15 protein-coding genes are annotated in these 16,581 nt (G+C 42.5%); 13 read left to right on the top strand and 2 right to left on the bottom strand.

Features of this window, described 5'->3' with window-relative positions:
- The first annotated feature begins 28 nt into the window (after positions 1-28).
- The 7 genes from mdh (at position 29) to ACUUHJ_RS29890 (ending at position 7,497) form a co-directional block, all read left to right on the top strand.
- Positions 29-970: a malate dehydrogenase gene (gene mdh / locus ACUUHJ_RS29920; protein ID WP_172139361.1), complete on the top strand. Its 942-nt coding sequence runs from the start codon at positions 29-31 to the stop codon at positions 968-970.
- Between the two features lie 404 nt (positions 971-1,374).
- Positions 1,375-2,748, top strand: a complete 1,374-nt coding sequence (locus tag ACUUHJ_RS29915; RefSeq protein ID WP_472300838.1) for a helix-turn-helix domain-containing protein — start codon at positions 1,375-1,377, stop codon at positions 2,746-2,748.
- A gap of 346 nt (positions 2,749-3,094) precedes the next feature.
- Positions 3,095-3,385: an aspartyl-phosphate phosphatase Spo0E family protein gene (locus ACUUHJ_RS29910; RefSeq protein ID WP_007720084.1), complete on the top strand. Its 291-nt coding sequence runs from the start codon at positions 3,095-3,097 to the stop codon at positions 3,383-3,385.
- A gap of 171 nt (positions 3,386-3,556) precedes the next feature.
- A complete protein-coding gene (locus ACUUHJ_RS29905) occupies positions 3,557-4,849 on the top strand; it encodes a helix-turn-helix domain-containing protein (RefSeq protein WP_472300837.1) in 1,293 nt (430 codons plus the stop codon).
- A gap of 323 nt (positions 4,850-5,172) precedes the next feature.
- Entirely contained in the window at positions 5,173-5,484 is a 312-nt protein-coding gene (locus tag ACUUHJ_RS29900; protein WP_289675055.1) for an aspartyl-phosphate phosphatase Spo0E family protein, read from the top strand.
- A 277-nt stretch (positions 5,485-5,761) separates the two neighbouring features.
- The gene (locus ACUUHJ_RS29895; protein WP_472300836.1) at positions 5,762-6,931 is read left to right on the top strand and encodes a CCDC174 family protein; all 1,170 of its coding nucleotides are present in this window, start codon (positions 5,762-5,764) and stop codon (positions 6,929-6,931) included.
- 65 nt (positions 6,932-6,996) lie between these two features.
- Entirely contained in the window at positions 6,997-7,497 is a 501-nt protein-coding gene (locus ACUUHJ_RS29890) for a hypothetical protein (protein WP_472300835.1), read from the top strand.
- A gap of 1,225 nt (positions 7,498-8,722) precedes the next feature.
- Here the strand turns inward: ACUUHJ_RS29890 and ACUUHJ_RS29885 are convergent.
- Positions 8,723-9,685 carry a hypothetical protein gene (locus ACUUHJ_RS29885; RefSeq protein ID WP_472300834.1) on the bottom strand — a complete coding sequence of 321 codons (963 nt, stop codon included), beginning with the start codon at positions 9,683-9,685 and terminating at the stop codon, positions 8,723-8,725.
- A gap of 285 nt (positions 9,686-9,970) precedes the next feature.
- Here ACUUHJ_RS29885 and ACUUHJ_RS29880 point away from each other — a divergent pair, with 285 nt between their 5' ends.
- The 5 genes from ACUUHJ_RS29880 (at position 9,971) to ACUUHJ_RS29860 (ending at position 13,969) form a co-directional block, all read left to right on the top strand.
- A complete protein-coding gene (locus ACUUHJ_RS29880; protein WP_472300833.1) occupies positions 9,971-10,372 on the top strand; it encodes an Rv0361 family membrane protein in 402 nt (133 codons plus the stop codon).
- Between the two features lie 70 nt (positions 10,373-10,442).
- Complete coding sequence (locus ACUUHJ_RS29875; RefSeq protein ID WP_289675047.1) at positions 10,443-10,904, top strand: hypothetical protein; 462 nt, start codon at positions 10,443-10,445, stop codon at positions 10,902-10,904.
- A gap of 51 nt (positions 10,905-10,955) precedes the next feature.
- Positions 10,956-11,696 (top strand): hypothetical protein, encoded by a 741-nt coding sequence (locus ACUUHJ_RS29870; protein ID WP_472300831.1) that lies wholly within the window; start codon positions 10,956-10,958, stop codon positions 11,694-11,696.
- 244 nt (positions 11,697-11,940) lie between these two features.
- Entirely contained in the window at positions 11,941-12,513 is a 573-nt protein-coding gene (locus tag ACUUHJ_RS29865) for an RNA polymerase sigma factor (RefSeq protein ID WP_289675044.1), read from the top strand.
- Entirely contained in the window at positions 12,506-13,969 is a 1,464-nt protein-coding gene (locus ACUUHJ_RS29860) for a DUF4179 domain-containing protein (protein ID WP_472300829.1), read from the top strand. The genes ACUUHJ_RS29865 and ACUUHJ_RS29860 overlap by 8 nt, the downstream gene beginning before the upstream one ends.
- A gap of 40 nt (positions 13,970-14,009) precedes the next feature.
- Here the strand turns inward: ACUUHJ_RS29860 and ACUUHJ_RS29855 are convergent, their stop codons facing one another.
- Entirely contained in the window at positions 14,010-15,293 is a 1,284-nt protein-coding gene (locus ACUUHJ_RS29855; protein ID WP_472300828.1) for a haloacid dehalogenase-like hydrolase, read from the bottom strand.
- Positions 15,294-15,585: 292 nt separating this feature from the next.
- Between ACUUHJ_RS29855 and ACUUHJ_RS29850 the strand changes: the two genes are divergently transcribed.
- Positions 15,586-16,530: an aminopeptidase gene (locus tag ACUUHJ_RS29850; RefSeq protein ID WP_289675041.1), complete on the top strand. Its 945-nt coding sequence runs from the start codon at positions 15,586-15,588 to the stop codon at positions 16,528-16,530.
- The last annotated feature ends 51 nt before the right edge of the window (positions 16,531-16,581 follow it).

The following is a 16,581-nucleotide window of genomic DNA, read 5'->3' as shown; positions in this document are numbered from 1 at the left end:
GAACCAATGACGACGAGGAGGATTCTACATGACATTCCGCAGAAAAAAAGTAGCCGTAATCGGTAGTGGTTTTACGGGAGCGACAACTGCGTTCATCATGGCGCAAAAAGAGCTGGCTGACATCGTATTGGTGGATATCCCACAATTGGAAAACCCAACGAAGGGGAAAGCACTTGACATGATGGAGGCTTCTCCCGTTCTCGGCTTCGATGCTAGCATTACAGGTACTTCTGACTACAAAGACATCGAAGGCTCCGATATCGTAATCATCACAGCAGGGATTGCTCGCAAGCCAGGTATGTCTCGCGACGACTTGGTAGCAACCAATGCATCCATCATGCGCTCTGTTGCTGAGCAAGTGAAAACATATGCACCAAACTCCATCGTACTCATCCTGTCCAACCCGGTAGATGCGATGACCTATACATTCTACAAAACGTCCGGCTTCCCGAAACACCGCGTAATCGGTCAATCCGGCGTACTGGATACAGCTCGCTTCCGTACGTTCGTAGCGATGGAACTGAATGTATCCGTAAATGACGTAACAGGCTTCGTATTGGGCGGCCACGGGGACGACATGGTGCCACTCTTGCGTTACTCCTACGCTGGCGGCATCCCACTGGAAAAATTGATCCCACAAGATCGTCTGGACGCTATCGTCGAGCGTACACGCAAAGGCGGCGGCGAAATCGTAGCTCTCTTGGGCAACGGTTCCGCTTACTATGCACCTGCGGCAGCTCTGGTAGAAATGGCAGAAGCGATCTTGAAAGACCAGAAGCGCATCCTGCCATCCATCGCTTTACTCCAAGGCGAGTATGGCTACAACGATATCTACCTGGGCGTACCAACTCTCTTGGGTGGAAACGGTATCGAGCAAGTCATCGAGCTGGATCTGACTGCTGCTGAGAAAGCAGCCTTGGATAAATCCGCAGATTCCGTTCGTGCGGTTATGAAAGTAGCTATGCCATAAGCACAGTATGAAAATGAAAGCTTCGCCAGATATCTTGGCGGAGCTTTTTTTACAATGTGGATAGAGTAGCTGTAGTGGAGGGAAGAAGCGGATTTCCAGTCTACGCTTCGGCCTACGCCCTGCTGGGGCGGGTACTGTTCGCTCCGAAATAAATAGCGGGAGCGCTTCAAAAGTAGAGTTTCGAGGCTGTATTCGCATGAAAACTGATTCAACTGATTCAATCGAGTGTAATTGTCACGAAGTGCAAACACCTGTAAAACACTGGAGGAATTGTGCGAAGAGTGACGAACTAGATTACAGAAATGTTAAGCATTGTAAAGAAAAATCTTTCAAAAAAATATATTTTATTGTAAAATTAAGGAAAAAAGTAGGGGTTGATTCTTTATGGGGGGCTGCAAGGGACAATGCACTGGTCGCTGCGGTCAGAAATTGAAAGACACCGTAGAGAGTGCGGCTATACCTTGAGTAAATTAGGTGAATTAACAGGCATCAACCATGGGAGTTTAAGCGAAATCTTGAACGGAAATCCACCGCGGGCTATGACCATTGGTCAATTGGATGCGCTAGCGGCGGTGTTTGGTCGCGAGCCAGGTTGGTTGTACGAATTGTATACGGAAGAATGCATAACAGAGGGGCGAATATCGCGCCCTCGGTTGATACCTTATTTAGTTCGATGCGCGGAGGTTGGGCGGAAAGATTGCATAGAAGAGGTTGTTCCTAAATTGTTGGACAACCCTAAAAATATTTCGACTCTCTTTTTAGTGGCGGAACAGCTATATGAAAGTGGGAAACAAAAAGAGTCCGTACCTTTTTATCAGGCTGTCGTTGATAGCGAGAAGGATGGACATTCTGACCAATTCGTAATGAGTCAGTATCGATTGTTTCGGGCTGCACTCGGGACCAATTCTGAAGAAAATGGGGAGGCAGTTATTCGGTTTGCTCCCTATCGGAATAGGCTTCCTGAGAACTATCAGTTGGATGCTTTATTTCAATTAGCGCGGGTTTGTTTCGCTTTACAGAAATGGAAGAAATCAGAGCAGTATGCTGATGAGTTGCGGTTTCTTGCAGAAACGATTTATATACATGAGTTGGATAGGGTGAAAAGAAACAAAAAGAGTGAACTGCCTGAGACAGAAAGGCCTCTTGTGTATTACTACGCTATGGGTCATTTATACAAAGGCGGAACATTGGAAATGCAAGGAATGTATGAGCAAGCCAAGCCGTATGTACAAGTTTATGCTGATTTAGGATGGTTTGAACTACTGGATGAAGCGGGATACCAAGAGGTAGAGCGATTCCGGGTTTGGGCTAAGGCTAATTTATACACATTAGAGGTATTGGCTGGCAATTCCACCATCATTGAGGAGTATACCGACTATCTTGAAAGTCTTCCCTCAAATGAAATACTTCCTGGTTTAATTTCTATTATAAAGTCAGCTAATATTTATAATTTTTGTGTGGATGAGATATTAGAGCGCTTTTCAATGCACATCGCCAATTTTGATCAATTTACCGACGCAATTCGTTTGGACAGGCATCTCCGATTTCGATATCAGACAGCCATCTATGAATTCGGTAAAGGGCGACCACAGAAAGGGATTGAAGAAACGATATGCTGTCTTTCTTTAGCCAGTTTGATAAATCGCTTTGAAGATGCTCTTAAATGCGTAGCGTTATTTGAAGAGTACCGGCAACATGCTTCTCCAACACAAGTGGAGCGATATCAAAAGATTGTAACGGGCAGAAAAAAGGAGAACCTTCTTTCTAAAAAGAATTAGATAGTAATACCTGTAACCTTGTTATATGCTGTTTTTCGGCAGATTTATACAAAATCAAGGAGGTTACATCTATGAAAAGTTTCTTTCTAACACTGCTTATGTTTCTAGTTTTATTTACTGGTTCTCCATTCACGGAGAAGCCCAATCATATCAGTGTAATTATGTATGAGCATGGATCAGAAGGTTAAAGAATTGACACTGAAGGAATAGGTAATTAAATAGAATGTAGACCGAAAAACATCCCATCGGAGGGATGTTTTTTTCTATTCAATTTTTCTTAGTCGGTTAATTTCTGCACATCCCTGTATAGTAATTATATGTAATAAATTGTAAAAGAGAGGGGGCGTTGGATATTACTGCTATCGCAAATATTTTAGATAGGGATGTTTCATTTCACCCTGGAAACTCCCCCAAAAGAGGCGCAGCATCAGCCCCTAAAAGTAAGTGTACAATCCGGGGTATGGTAAAGGAAATCGGTTGCCACTTAGAGTTGGATAATAGAATCGAACAGCTACGACGGGAAATGATGGAGTTGGCGGGAAAGTACGGTCTCTCACATGATAAAGTTTTGGCTGTAAGCCAACAATTGGATAAATATATTGTCATTGCACAAAATAGACTAAAAACAGAAAAGTAAGTCCTTCGCACACCTCAAGGCCTCCAAAACCCTCCATTAAACTATTATCTATCTAGGTAATTGCCAACTGTTGACATATTTAAATCGTAGTTTCGAACTGGATTACGAATTGATAGGAAGGCCAAATGGTATATATTAAAAAAATAGTAAACTGGAGGACGGGTCCAAGGGATGATTCTTTATGGGGGGCTGCAAGGGACAATGCATCGGTCGCTGCGGTCAGAAATTGAAAAATGCCGGAGAAAGCACGGTTATACATTAAGCAAGCTAAGTGAATTAACGGGAATTAACCCTGGTAGCTTGAGTGAGATTCTTAATGGAAATCCGCCGCGGGCTATGACCATAGGGCAATTAGATGCGTTCACCAAGGTATTTGGATGCGAGCAGGGTTGGTTATATGAATTATACCCGGAAGAATGTTTGTCAGAGCAGAGAATTTCGCGCCCACGATTAATACCGTATTTGGTTCGATGCGTGGAGGTTGGGAGAAAGGATTGCATAGAGACTGTTGTTTCCATATTGTTAGAGAATCCGAAAAACATCTTGATTCTGTTTGCCCTTGCAGAACAGCTATATGAGAAAGGGCAACTGAAAGAGTCAGTGCCCTTTTATGAATATGTCATTGAGAATGAGAAAGATAGCTATTCTGACCACTTTGTAATGAGTCAGTATCGGTTATTTCGTTCTGTACTTGGGACAAATGCAGAAGAAAATTGGGAGAATGTGATTCGGTTTTCTCCGTATCGAAATAGGCTTCCAGAGAACTACCAACTCGATGCTTTATTCCAATTAGCACGGGTCTGTTTTGCTTTGCAAAAGTGGAACAAATCAGGAGAGTACGGTGACGAGTTACGGCTTCTTGCAGAAACTGTTCACATGCATGAATTGGACAGGTTGAAAAGAAACAAAAAAGGGGAACCCCTGAAACCGGAGCGCCCTCTTGTCTATTATTACGGAATGGGACATTTATATAAAGGTGCAGCACTGGAAATGCAAGGACTGTATGAAGAGGCGAAGCAATATGTGCGAGTTTACGCTGATTTAGGATGGTTTGAATTACTTGATGAAGACGGACGTAAAGAGGTAGAGAGATTCAAGGTATGGGCAAAGGCGAACTCCTATACATTGGAGGTATTATCTGGGAATACAGACGTCTTAGAAGAGTATGTAGACTATCTTGAAAGTCTGCCCACCAATGAATTACTTGCTGGTATGATTTCTATTATGAAATCAGCAAATACCTACCATTTTTGTGTAGATGAGATATTGGATCGCTTTTCTTCGCAAATTGCTAGTTTCGATCAATTTACAGAAGCAATAGGATTAGATCGACACCTCCAGTTTCGGTATCAGACAGCCATTTATGAGTTTGGTAAGGGGCGGATCGAGAGAGGGATTGAAGAAAGTATATATTACCTTTCTCTAGCGGATTTGATGAATCGACATGATGAGGCTCTTACATAAATAGCATTGTTTGGATGGTTAGGGAATTTGAATAGGCAAATAGGTAACCAAAACGAGTTAGGTGGCTAGCATCCTGTTAGGTCATTGTAAATATGCCGTAGATTGATGAAACATCCTCTGCCAGGATGTTTTTTTATTCTATTTTTTGCAGTTGGTAAAAACCTGCATATCAATTTATGGTTAATTATGTAATAAATCTCAAAATGAAGGAGGCGGGAGATGAAGATATTCCATGAATAATAGAAATCTAAGAACATCTCTAAAAAGAGAAGCCACAGGTGCCACTAAAACCAAGCGTATAATCCGGTGGTAAAGGAAGGAGGGTGAGTCTTATAGCAGCAATTGCATTTAAAAAGGGCGTTCCACCCCTTCGCCAGGTTAAAGGAACGCCCGCAGGAGGAGCAGTTACAGCTCCTATAAGTAAATGTATCATGCTACCTCTAGATCGAGAAGGAGTAACCTATCACGATATTGAGCATTTGAAAAAAATTGTGGAACAATTGCGAGAACAATTGGTGCAATTGTATTTAGAGAAGAATGATTTCTTGGATGATGAAGTCGTGGAATTAAGTCAGCAATTGGATCAGTACATTCTGGTCATTCAATCAAAAAATGATGAATCGATGAATGAGTGAATACACAGAGAAACACTGATCTACAATGATTTAACGATGCTCAGAATGGATTTAGCTTAGGTAAAAGGTTAATAAAACCGTGCAGAAATAGAAAAATGGTATATAAGAAAAATATTAAGAGGGGGTAGGTTATAAGCATATGGTATTGTTTACCTACTGTTTAATGGAAAAAGTAAGGATAAATGAATCGTTTTACTGGATTTATCTTTATATATTTGGAAAATAATTCTATTATACTGTCGTTTCTACCAAAAAATAGAAAAGTGAGATGGGTTTTTTGATTTTTACTAAAAAAATTAAAAACTATTTGTTAGCTACCTTGGTTCTGGGCGTATCTATCACATCATTGTCTACATTTAACACCGTATTGGCAAAAAAAGAGGTCACCAGTATCGAGGATTTGGAAAATTACGCCGTAGAGGAAAATGTAAACATTATGTTGTATGATGAAAACGGGAAAATTGAAAACGAGTTCCATGCTGATGGACTTGAAGTAACCTATGAGTATAAGAATGGCAAAATGAAATCTTCCAAGGACAACAAAGGCAAGAAACAGATATACATTGCTAACGACGATTTTGTTGAAGTTGTTGAGTACGAGGATGACAAAGAAGTTTACAGACGCGGTCTCTCATTTAAACAATATAAATTTCCCGATATTACACCAGAAGAAAGAAAGAAAGAAAGAAAGAAATTGGATCAAGAAAAAATTCAACAAACGAAAGAGTTGGATGGGTCCTTAAGCCCACTTAGCACGACTAGTTATGAAAATTATTACGTAAACGGTGTTTTAATGAATGATATTGCCGTTTCTAGACCGAATTCCTCCACCGATTATTTTACTTACGCTTACTCAATGAGTGAAAGTGAAATTCAACAATTTTTTGAGACTAAAAACTCTATTTTGAAATCTGCCGTACAAATCTGGAAAAAGGATTCGAGTGGTAATGTTTATAACACAGGTAGAACAATTGTCCCTTCGAAAGCAATTGCCACAGCAGCTACAACCCATTTTATGAATCCAAAAGTAATCATTGCCGCTTTGCAAAAAGAGTCTAGTTTGGTTAGTGCCGCACCCGGTACCGTGAGCCACTCATCCCGTCGCTTCTATTACGCTATGGGATATGGTGCAACAGACAGTGGTGATATCAACGGCACAAGCGGCTTTGATGTTCAAATCGACAAAGGTACAAAACTGTTCAAAGACCTTTGGGCGCAAGCACCTGTTACTCAACCCGCCCTGTTTAGTGGTATCAATTATAACAAAACTGTTACTTCAAACGGTGTAACCTACAAAAACTACATCTGGACAAAGAACTGGGGAACTTGGGCGTTGTACAAATATACACCTCATGCTTTGGACATTAATCTGCTCCCAACAATCGGTGGAGGTAACTATTTGTTCTATCAAATATTTAAGGGATATTGGGGAACAGATTGGACATAACAAGATTGGGAAGCAACCTTCATTAAAGAGTGAAGGTTGCTTCCGCACATAGAGGAGGGTAAGATATGATTCATGCTCGATATATAACCTTATTTTTTGGGGTGATCTCTTTTTTTGTGTTGATCATGGGGTGCTCCGAACGTACTGGTACCCCGGTGAGCGAAACAAATTTGAAATCTATTTTTCCAAAAGAACAACTAAAAGAAATATGGGTACAACTCTATCGTGAAGACTCGATAAAAGCTCAACCAGAACTAATTGCTGAGTACTTCGAAGATCCAGACTTAAACAAAATCCTGAATTGGATACATGAAGGGGTAATAAGCGACTTTGAAGGAACCATTGCTTCCCTGTCTATATTGCAGTTTGAATATGGAACGAAGGAAGGTGCGGCAGAGGCCAAATATATAATGTACGCCGCAACCAAAGAGGGGGGGTACTACATCAAACCATTCAACATAACTCCTCATTTTAATCTTGATTCCTACAAACAAGAAGATGGAGACAAATTAATATCCTTATTGGGCAAAACAGAGTGGTACAAAGTTGAAAGAGCGCCCTTTTGATTTATAAATCTTGAATAAAAGTATTTAAGGAAAGTGCTCATTAATTCGTGATCATGTTGGCTATAACAAATCAGTTTATACTACCAGTGTAATGGCAAAAGCAGAATAATAAGGCGATCAAGGTAATCAGACTGAAAGGTTTTTAGAATGATTTAAGAAAGAAATGTTTTTATGTTCCCCTTTTATTTTAAGCAAGAAATAGGGTGTCTTATTTGCCACCTAACGTTCTTTGGTGGAATTGTACGGTACTTCAACCATACCTTAGTCTTTAAACTCCGTTAAAATCTGAGACACGTGCATAGCATCCACCAATGTCGCAAGACGGCATCGAGCAAACAAGCTATATGGGCATGGATCTTGTCCATTGCTTCTGTGGTGAACACGGGATGCTCGCTGCCTACCAGGGCCAACTGGTGCTCAATATAGTCTCTTGTTTCCTGAACTTCTAATCCACTCAAGTGAAAACGGACGTTCATCCGTTGCGTTATGGTAACGATCTGCCGGACGCTGTTTGAAACTGTTATGCACTTTTTGATTGTAAGCGACTTCCAACCATGCAGTAAAAAAACCGGTTCAAATCCTACAAGGTCTGAATTTTTCCCTGTTCGATAAGGTCTTAGGCTTCTGGAACAAAACTCTGGTCAACAAAAGTACCAAGGCGAGCACAAATGCGTGCAAAATGGATGGAGGAATAGATTGCTCCATTGTCGACATAAATCATTTGAGGATCGCTTTCTTTAAGCAGTCTTCTAATCTTGGGACACGCTCTTCAAGGTAAAACTGCCCATGTACGATGTAGCGAGAATAGTCGTCGATTGACACGACGAAGTATGCCATCTTTTTCTTACCTGTTTTTTCGGACTTCGGCAAATAGAGCGTATGCTGGACATCGCCTTGCCAACAAGCTCCTAATGAATGCCGAACCAAAGACTGTTGGAATGACTGGAAAACCTGAGGAAATCAAAAAAACCTTAGGAGAACCCTCTAGAGAGTTTATGGATGACTCAGGTGATCATACGTTTATATTGGAATATGAAAACAATGGAAACCTACTAAGATTTACGTTTGATTCAAAAGAAAGTCCAGTAAAGTATGTTACCCTTCGAGTCCAATAAGCTAGACTATCTGGCTTATTGGGGCCTGAATTCTTAAAAATTAGCCCATAAAAAAGAGACGGTTCTCCCGCCTCTTCTTTTACTTGTGTAACCCAGTTAACTCTGTTTTTTTACCATTCCGTTTCCGTTTTGTGTTCAATGACTGGCAATACTTTTGGTTCAATAGCTTTCATCATTTCTTTCAGTGAATTCTCGGTGATCGCTATTCCATCATTTTGAAGTTGTCCTCTAGCCTGTGTTTCTGCGATCACATCGGTCACTTGTTGTTTTGAGACATTTTTAGATGCTGCAATTTCCACAACAGTTTTACCTTTTGCTAATTCTTGTTTTAATTCTGTCGGGCTGATTTTTAGTAAAGCAAACAGTTTTTCATCGTTTAAAAAGTTATCAGCTCTATAATCAGGCTTACCATTTATAGAGAATAGGCCCTCTACTTTAATGTTTGAAGGTGTATCAGAAGGTGTATCAGCTGTAGGAATACCTACGATCTTAGTAAGACTAATAGTATTGTCCTGAACAAAAACCTGGAAGACCGGTTGATCGAACATCTCATTGGTGTAATTCAACATCCATGTTTTTTGATTTGGATTCTCCATTTGCTCGATAGCAACCTGGTACGTTTCGACGTTGCCATACATTTTATCAATAAGATCATTTACCTTCGCCTTGATTTGCTGATCGGTTAACGTAATGAGTGACTCCTCCTTCGGCTCCCAATTCTCTTGAATCACGTGTTCAATCTCATCCGTACTACCGTTTGTATGGAGGGTAATCTTTTTGCCGGTTCCTCCTTTTTCCTGTAGTACGATGCTTGTTTGCTTCACGTTGATTACATTTTTCCCTTTGGATACATCACCTTGAACGTTGCTTGCATCGATAATCTCAAACGATTTTGTTTCAGGATATGCGAGATACAGCTTCTCAAGCGTTGATTTGCCAACCTCATCCACCTTGACTTGTTCAGCAGTCATGGGTGTTCTTGGAGGCGTGTCAATCGCGGCAGAAGCCGCAAATGCTGCAGCTGGAATCAAAATCGCAGTAGCAACCATTCCACCAATTAATCGTTTTTTCATAATTACTTCGCTCCTTTTTTGTTGTAAATATTGTGAATCGGATTGTTCTATTTGTTTTCAGAATAAGCAGCTTACACACTATATTGCCTCTTTACTGGAAAAAGGTTCGGTTCATATCTTATTTTTTTCTATCATGAGCAGGGCCCATCCAGCCAAACGCGGATTTACAATGATAAGCGGTGTAAACGGTTTTCGGTGTCAGTGGTTCTTTAGTATTATTTATTACACTGGTAAAATATGTAATCACATACAGATAAACAGTTTAATTGATTGGGAGGTAAGAGCATGAAAAAGTCTGCTAAAGCTGCAATTCTACTACTTGGGGCTATTGTGCTTACTGGCGGTATTTGGACTTCCAACACTTACGCTTCGGTTAATGAGGAAAATGAAGGAAAAGAAATGGTTCAAATCTATTTGGAAGCTCTTGAGAACGGTGACACTCCAACTATGGTTCAATACACAATTGATGAGCGTTTTGATAATGATAAAGACAAACAGAAAGTGTACGAAAGATTTGGTACTCAAAAGATGGATATAGATATGGATTCCGTATCGGTAGAAAAGATTGAAGATGAAAAAATGAGTGTTACGTTTCATTATTCGAACGAACATGTTTCGGAAAATATAACTCTTCCAGTTGTTAAAGAAAATAATCAATGGAAAGTAGTAATTGAAAATAGAAGATAGTACAACAGCAATCTCTGAACGAGTTTTCGAAGCCGATTGGCCTGAATAAAAACACGTGGGAGGTAACTGTATGAAAAAAAGAAATGTAATTCTTTCTGGTCTTTTTTTAGTCGGCGTTGTCTTCGTAGGTAGTAGTTTATACGCGAGTGAAGACATAGAATCGTATATAAAAGGTAATCACATGAAGGCAATTCATGCTATGGGAATCGAAGTGAAAGATCAAAAATTGGAAAATATGGCTACTATAACTGATGCGAACGGCAAGAAATGGGTGTTCAATGAATTTACAAAAAGTACGAACCTCATAGAAACAATGAGAGAAAAATATGAAGAGGATGTAGCTGGTCCGTTTATTAGCGTTCAGGACGAAATTATGCAAGAGTACGCTAAACCTGGCGATTCCATTCCGACTATTCTGTTGGATGAGACATTAAAAGAAGGCTATTTCGCGTTCATTAGAGAAGATGGGGAAGCCTTATCCTTCAAAATCAAGTATGACAATGGGTCATGGGAATACGAGTTGGAAAAATAATATCGAAGTTGTTTCTAGTTAGCCATGTAGCTCTACTACTGATTTATCATTATGGTTGAAAGGGGAGCACTAACGATTAACATTAAACATTTTAAATCTACGAAAAAAATAGCACTAGCTACTATTGGTTTTATAACAATTGCAGGACTTGCTGTTTACTATATAAATGACATAAAAAAACAGAGTTTTCTTTATTCCAGTGATACAGATTATAGAATAGTTTCTGGTGAAGCAATGTTTACTGAGACATTCACTGACGTGAAGGGTCTCGCTGAAAATGCAGATATCATTGCCGAAGCTGAAGTTATTTCTCAAAAAAATAACCCTAATTATGAAAGACTAGATGTATATACAGTCTCTGAATTAAGATTAACGAAAGTCTATAAAGGTGAAGTAGAGATAGATGATACAGTATCTGTACTGGAAACTGGAGGGGAATTCGATGAAAAAGAGGTGACCAAATATTTCTCAGGAAAGCCAGGATTTGAATTGAATGATGATCTTGGTGATCCTGGAATAATAACGGTAGGGCTTGCAGGAAGTATTCCTATGAAAGAAGGAAATACATATTTTGTTTTCTTAACAGAAGATGACGATGACGTCTATAACATAGTAGGGTCCGTTCAAGGAAAGATTAAAATTAATAGCGAGAACACTTTGGTTTCACAAGTTTCTCCAGAGACAATAGATCAGCATGGTGATCTTTATTTCCTCCAGGAAAGTTATCAAGGGCAGAATATTTCTGAACTTAGAAACGAAGTTGAACAACTCATTGCCTTCTCTCCCAATTAGCTCGCCATAGGTTCTCTCAACCGCAAGATCATTACGAAGTAGATAGAAAAAGGAGATCACGGATAATTACAAAGGAAACCGGGAGCCTTGTGCTCCCTATTTTTGTTGTAATGGCATAGAGGAGCATATTTTTTGTTCAGAGGACGGGTTTTTCCATGTTTCATATTTTTTCGCCTAAGTAACGTGAACCAAACTCCGCGTTCTCGTGAATATACAGTAGAGAAAAAAGAGGGGAGGGAACGCTGTGGATGAGTGGGAGTTGATTGCCAAATGCCAAGAGAACGAGCCTGAGGCCTTTGAACAATTGGTCAAGCCCTATCTGGCGATGGCATATCGGACAGCGTACTTGATCATTCATGACAAGCATCTGGCGCAGGACGCCGTTCAGGAAGGGCTCATCGAAGCGTATCAGCACATAGATCGACTCGATCAAAAACGGGGAATGGCCTTTCGCAATTGGCTGTACCGGATCATTACGTTTCGGGCTTTGAATCTGGTACGCAAGCAGAAGCCTGTGGTGGAATACGAAGAGATGATCCCGGAAGAAGCGATGACGCCGTTGGACAACGTGATCCAGCGAGAGGAGCAGCGGCAAATATGGCAGGCGATTCGCAGCATGAAGGCGGAGCATCGCGCGGTCATTATTCTTTACTATTACGAGGGCTTCAGCGTGTCGGAGATCGCCAAAATTACGGGTTCCTTTGAGGGGACGGTCAAATCACGGATGCACAAGGCCAGGAAGCTGATCGCACAACAATTGGACAAGGGTTGCATTTCATCTGATTTTTTGCGGGAAGGGGCAATGACTCATGACTAACGAGGAGAGGCAAATCCAAGAGACGCTTAGGAAAGTAGCGGGAACTGTCGAGATACCGAGTTTTCAAATGCCATGCCAGAATAACGCGGTGCAGGTGAGAAGGCGGCCATTTTACCGTAGCAAAAAATGGACATCCATCGGCATCGCTTCCGCTGTCGTACTCGGGCTGCTCGGAACCATGCAAGTGTCCCAAACGTTTGCGGCCTATGTCAAATCGATTTTTGCTCAAGAAGGGTTCGATGAAGGAGTGCAACAGGCGGCGAGACAAGGCTTCTCCGAAACATCGAATCTTTCTGTTACCGATCAGGGGATTACCTTGGAGGTAAAGGAAATCATTGCTGATCCGGCGCAGGTAGTAGTAGCTTTAATGATAAAACAGTCGGATGACAAGCCGTTGCTCCCTACATATCTGTCAGCGACAAACGCAGAATCCAATAGCGTTGAATTGGTGGATGCCAAAGGGGAGGTCATGACTGACAAGTGGGGAACTACCTTTGAAGAAAATGTGGGATTCGTCCGGTTTATCCTCGGGGAAAAAGCACAAGAGCCCCTTCCGAAAACGTTGTCGATACATTTTGATGAAATCGGTGATAGAAAAGGAAACTGGAAGCTGCAAGTTCCGATCACGATGGCAAAAACAACGGCCGCAACGACTGTGCTGCCTGTCAATCAAACGCAAGTGACGAAGCATGGATTGAAGATGACCCTGCACCAGATCGTCAACACGCCAACGGCAACCCGAATTGAGCTGGAGACACAATGGACAGACGCGGCCAAAAAACAATTGGAACAAGAAGCAAAACAGCTATCCGGAAAGACGACGAACCCCGATTATGCTCCATTTCTTCCGTATCAGCAATATAGGCTGGGATATTACTTCGAGGGAGCAGATGGCAGCAAGGGAAAGGAAAGAATCATATATAATTCGTATTCCATTGATCGCTATGGGCATTTTTGTTGGATCAATGACGACGATCCGTTGCCAAAAGGCAAAGCAGCGACACTGGTCATAAATAGCCTCCATAAGGCAATCCCGTATGATATGAGTGTCACCTTCCATCCGGAGGAATTGAACAAGAAGCCAGTGATCCAACAAGTGGGAGAAGATATCTTTGCGTTAAAAAGTATCAAATTAGTAAAAGATGAAGATTCGGGAAAACGGGAAATGGAAATGGAGATCGATGTACTTTCCAAAGATATTACGAGAATTTATTTGCCTTGGTGGGTACTTCAAGATGGGCAGGGGACAACCTACCGGGCTAAAATGGGTCATCAATCCAAGGGACCCGTTGATCAGTCAGGACGCGAGCGAGCAACGTACAAAATTCGGCTGGAGGACAGCGGTCATTGGGAAGGAGGGGAAATAACCAAGCTCCCGGAGAAGCTTACCCTACGACTAGATGCTGTTCAGAAAAAATATCCGCTAGAGTGGAGAATTCCAGTTACCAATCAATAAAGAAGAAAACCGCCCGGGTACAAGGGCGGTTTTTTCTACGTTATTTCGCGACCAACTGCGGCTCTTTCTGCCCAAGTCGGATCGTGGCTTCGCTCGGAATCCACATGCCTGTGTTCTCGTCACGTCCTTGCAGGACTACCGTCGGGTTTGCTTTGCCCATCTGTTCGGCACCTTTGGCAATTTGCTGCCCAATTTTGCCGCCCTTGACGCGGTTCACGACGAGCACGAGTTTTACGCTGTCGAGTTCAGTCATCATCTCGAAATCACCGTTGCTATCGCCCGCGATTAATATAGGGCCATGACCATACTTTTTCACCAATACATTCTGGATCACTTCCGTTTTGCCGTGGGCTACCGTGATCGGGTAGTCAGGCTGGTACACATTCGTGATCCGTCCGTTTTCTGTTTTCAGACGCATACCGATGATGTTCTCCGCTGGGAGATTGTAGCCATATTTCGGGAGAGTGGCGAAGACACGAACGACATCCTCCAAGGAGGCACTCACGACATATACGTCGATGCCATTGGCACGCAGCGTGTTCATCAGGTTTGCTACTTCGGAAGTGAGGCGCAGGCCTGTTGTATGAGAGGCTTTCACCACGCCTGCTTTGCCTGCCAACGATTTCGGGCTCGTCCAGGTTACTTTTTCAATCGCCATGCCCAGGCCCAGATCATTGGATGCTTCCGCCAACTGTTGAACTTCTTCCACTGTCATGTTCGTGAATAGGTAGAGGATCCACGGATAGCCAATCGAGGTGCTGTGTGTATCGTTGATCGCTTCGTACAAGAAAAACAGCTTGGCTTTGAAATCTGCGAATTGCTCTGTTGCTGTCACTTCCTCCAGCGACTTCGTTCCTTTAAGACCTTGATAATTTTGATATAAGTACGTGTAGTCTGCTACGAGATCAGTCGCGATGGCATCAAGTGTGACAGGCTTGCCGTCGACATTTTTATACGAATCGGAAAACGGTCCTTCTGGTACATTCGTGCGGATAACCTTCCCGAATTCTTCTGGTGTGAGCTTGTAAGCCAAATGGTTGATCTGATAGACAAGCAGCGCTTCCTCTGTGTCATGCATGATGCTCGTATTGTCCCAGTCAAAAACGGCATACGGTTTCTTTTTGGCATTGTAGGAGGCACTCTTGATGCCGTTTTTCTCAATCAATTCGTGGACGGCTTGATAAGTCGCAGGTGCCCATTTCCCCTTGTCGAGCATCTGCACGTTGGTGTCCTTGGCCAATGCTGGCATCTGCATCGCGAGTAGAGCGACGATCATCAGCATGGTCAGCCACCACGTTTTGGGTTGTGTTTTTCTGTGTGACATGTTGTCATCCCCTTCTTCTTTTTCTAGATCCCCCAAATGAAAACGTTATCATTTTTTCAAAAGAAAAAGGCCTTCCCCACGCCTATTGATAAAGCGCGGGTAGAAGACCTCATTGTCTTAAGCGTTTTCATTTGTATTCTAATCATACTAAATTTAACAGCAAAAGCAAGAAGATTCCGATAAACATAATAAGGGCAGGACTAACGAACCAATCTAGCGAAGACAGAAGAGTTGGCAAGAAAAAAGTGGATATAATCTAACCATAAGATAGATGAAAAGGAATGATTCTGACATGACGTTGATAGCATCCAGCAAAGCCATTTTGATGAATTGCCTTGCATTACAAGCGAATGAGACGTTTTTAGTGGTAGCCGACGAGCGGAAGCGGGACATCGGTGAGGCGATCTGGGAAGCCGGTAAACAGCTCGGGGCAGAAGCGATGCTGATGGTCATGAAGGAGCGGGAAAAGTCCGGTCAAGAGCCGCCTGCGGCTGTTGCAGCGGCGATGAAGAGCGCAGATGTGGTGGTATGTGTGACCCAGCACTCTTTGACGCATACAAAAGCACGCAAAGAAGCAGCAGCAAATGGTACGAGATTGGCTACCATGCCAGCTATTACGGAAGACATGTTCCTTGCGGGAGCGATTTCCGCTGACTATACACAAGTAAAGGCACTCACCGAGCGCGTGACCGAGATGCTGACGCGGGCAAGTACCGTGCGAATCGAAAAAGGTGGCAAGTCACTGACGTTTTCCATCGCAGATCGCAATGGGGTGCCGAGTACTGGCATGTACGTCAATCCTGGAGAATCGGGCAATTTGCCTTCTGGAGAAGCGTATATCGCTCCACTGGAAGGGACAGCGGAGGGACAAATCCTCGTCGATGGCTCTATCGCGGGTATCGGAAAAATTGATTCGCCCCTGCTACTGACTGTCCAAAATGGTCGGATCACAGAGGCAGAAGGAACATCGGCTGAACGCCTCCTGCAAATGCTTGGAGACCAGGATGGGCGAATGCTGGGTGAATTCGGAATCGGAACGAATGATAAGGCGCGTATTACGGGAGTTGTGCTGGAGGACGAGAAGGTGTACGGAACGATTCACGTAGCCTTTGGTAGCAACAATACGTTTGGCGGGACGATTGTCGCGGGGGTACATATTGATTTGGTTGTCAAAGAGCCGGATGTGTATTTGGACGACAAATGTATCATGAAGAACGGAAAACTATTGGCAACATAGGATAAACTAGATGGATAGGAAGGATGAATCCCGATAGCAAATGTTGTAATA

This window comes from Brevibacillus schisleri, assembly GCF_055685845.1.
The sequence above is the reverse complement of the archived record's forward strand: the minus strand, read 5'-3'. Positions and strand labels throughout refer to the sequence as shown.

What these genes read in the sequence shown, in the direction of transcription:
- mdh (WP_172139361.1), top strand. Translation starts at nt 29, where the DNA reads ATGACATTCCGCAGAAAAAAAGTAGCCGTAATCGGTAGTGGTTTTACG.
- ACUUHJ_RS29915 (WP_472300838.1), top strand. Translation starts at nt 1,375, where the DNA reads ATGCACTGGTCGCTGCGGTCAGAAATTGAAAGACACCGTAGAGAGTGC.
- ACUUHJ_RS29905 (WP_472300837.1), top strand. Translation starts at nt 3,557, where the DNA reads ATGATTCTTTATGGGGGGCTGCAAGGGACAATGCATCGGTCGCTGCGG.
- ACUUHJ_RS29890 (WP_472300835.1), top strand. Translation starts at nt 6,997, where the DNA reads ATGATTCATGCTCGATATATAACCTTATTTTTTGGGGTGATCTCTTTT.
- ACUUHJ_RS29885 (WP_472300834.1), bottom strand. Translation starts at nt 9,685, where the DNA reads ATGAAAAAACGATTAATTGGTGGAATGGTTGCTACTGCGATTTTGATT.
- ACUUHJ_RS29880 (WP_472300833.1), top strand. Translation starts at nt 9,971, where the DNA reads ATGAAAAAGTCTGCTAAAGCTGCAATTCTACTACTTGGGGCTATTGTG.
- ACUUHJ_RS29875 (WP_289675047.1), top strand. Translation starts at nt 10,443, where the DNA reads ATGAAAAAAAGAAATGTAATTCTTTCTGGTCTTTTTTTAGTCGGCGTT.
- ACUUHJ_RS29870 (WP_472300831.1), top strand. Translation starts at nt 10,956, where the DNA reads ATGGTTGAAAGGGGAGCACTAACGATTAACATTAAACATTTTAAATCT.
- ACUUHJ_RS29860 (WP_472300829.1), top strand. Translation starts at nt 12,506, where the DNA reads ATGACTAACGAGGAGAGGCAAATCCAAGAGACGCTTAGGAAAGTAGCG.
- ACUUHJ_RS29855 (WP_472300828.1), bottom strand. Translation starts at nt 15,293, where the DNA reads ATGTCACACAGAAAAACACAACCCAAAACGTGGTGGCTGACCATGCTG.
- ACUUHJ_RS29850 (WP_289675041.1), top strand. Translation starts at nt 15,586, where the DNA reads ATGACGTTGATAGCATCCAGCAAAGCCATTTTGATGAATTGCCTTGCA.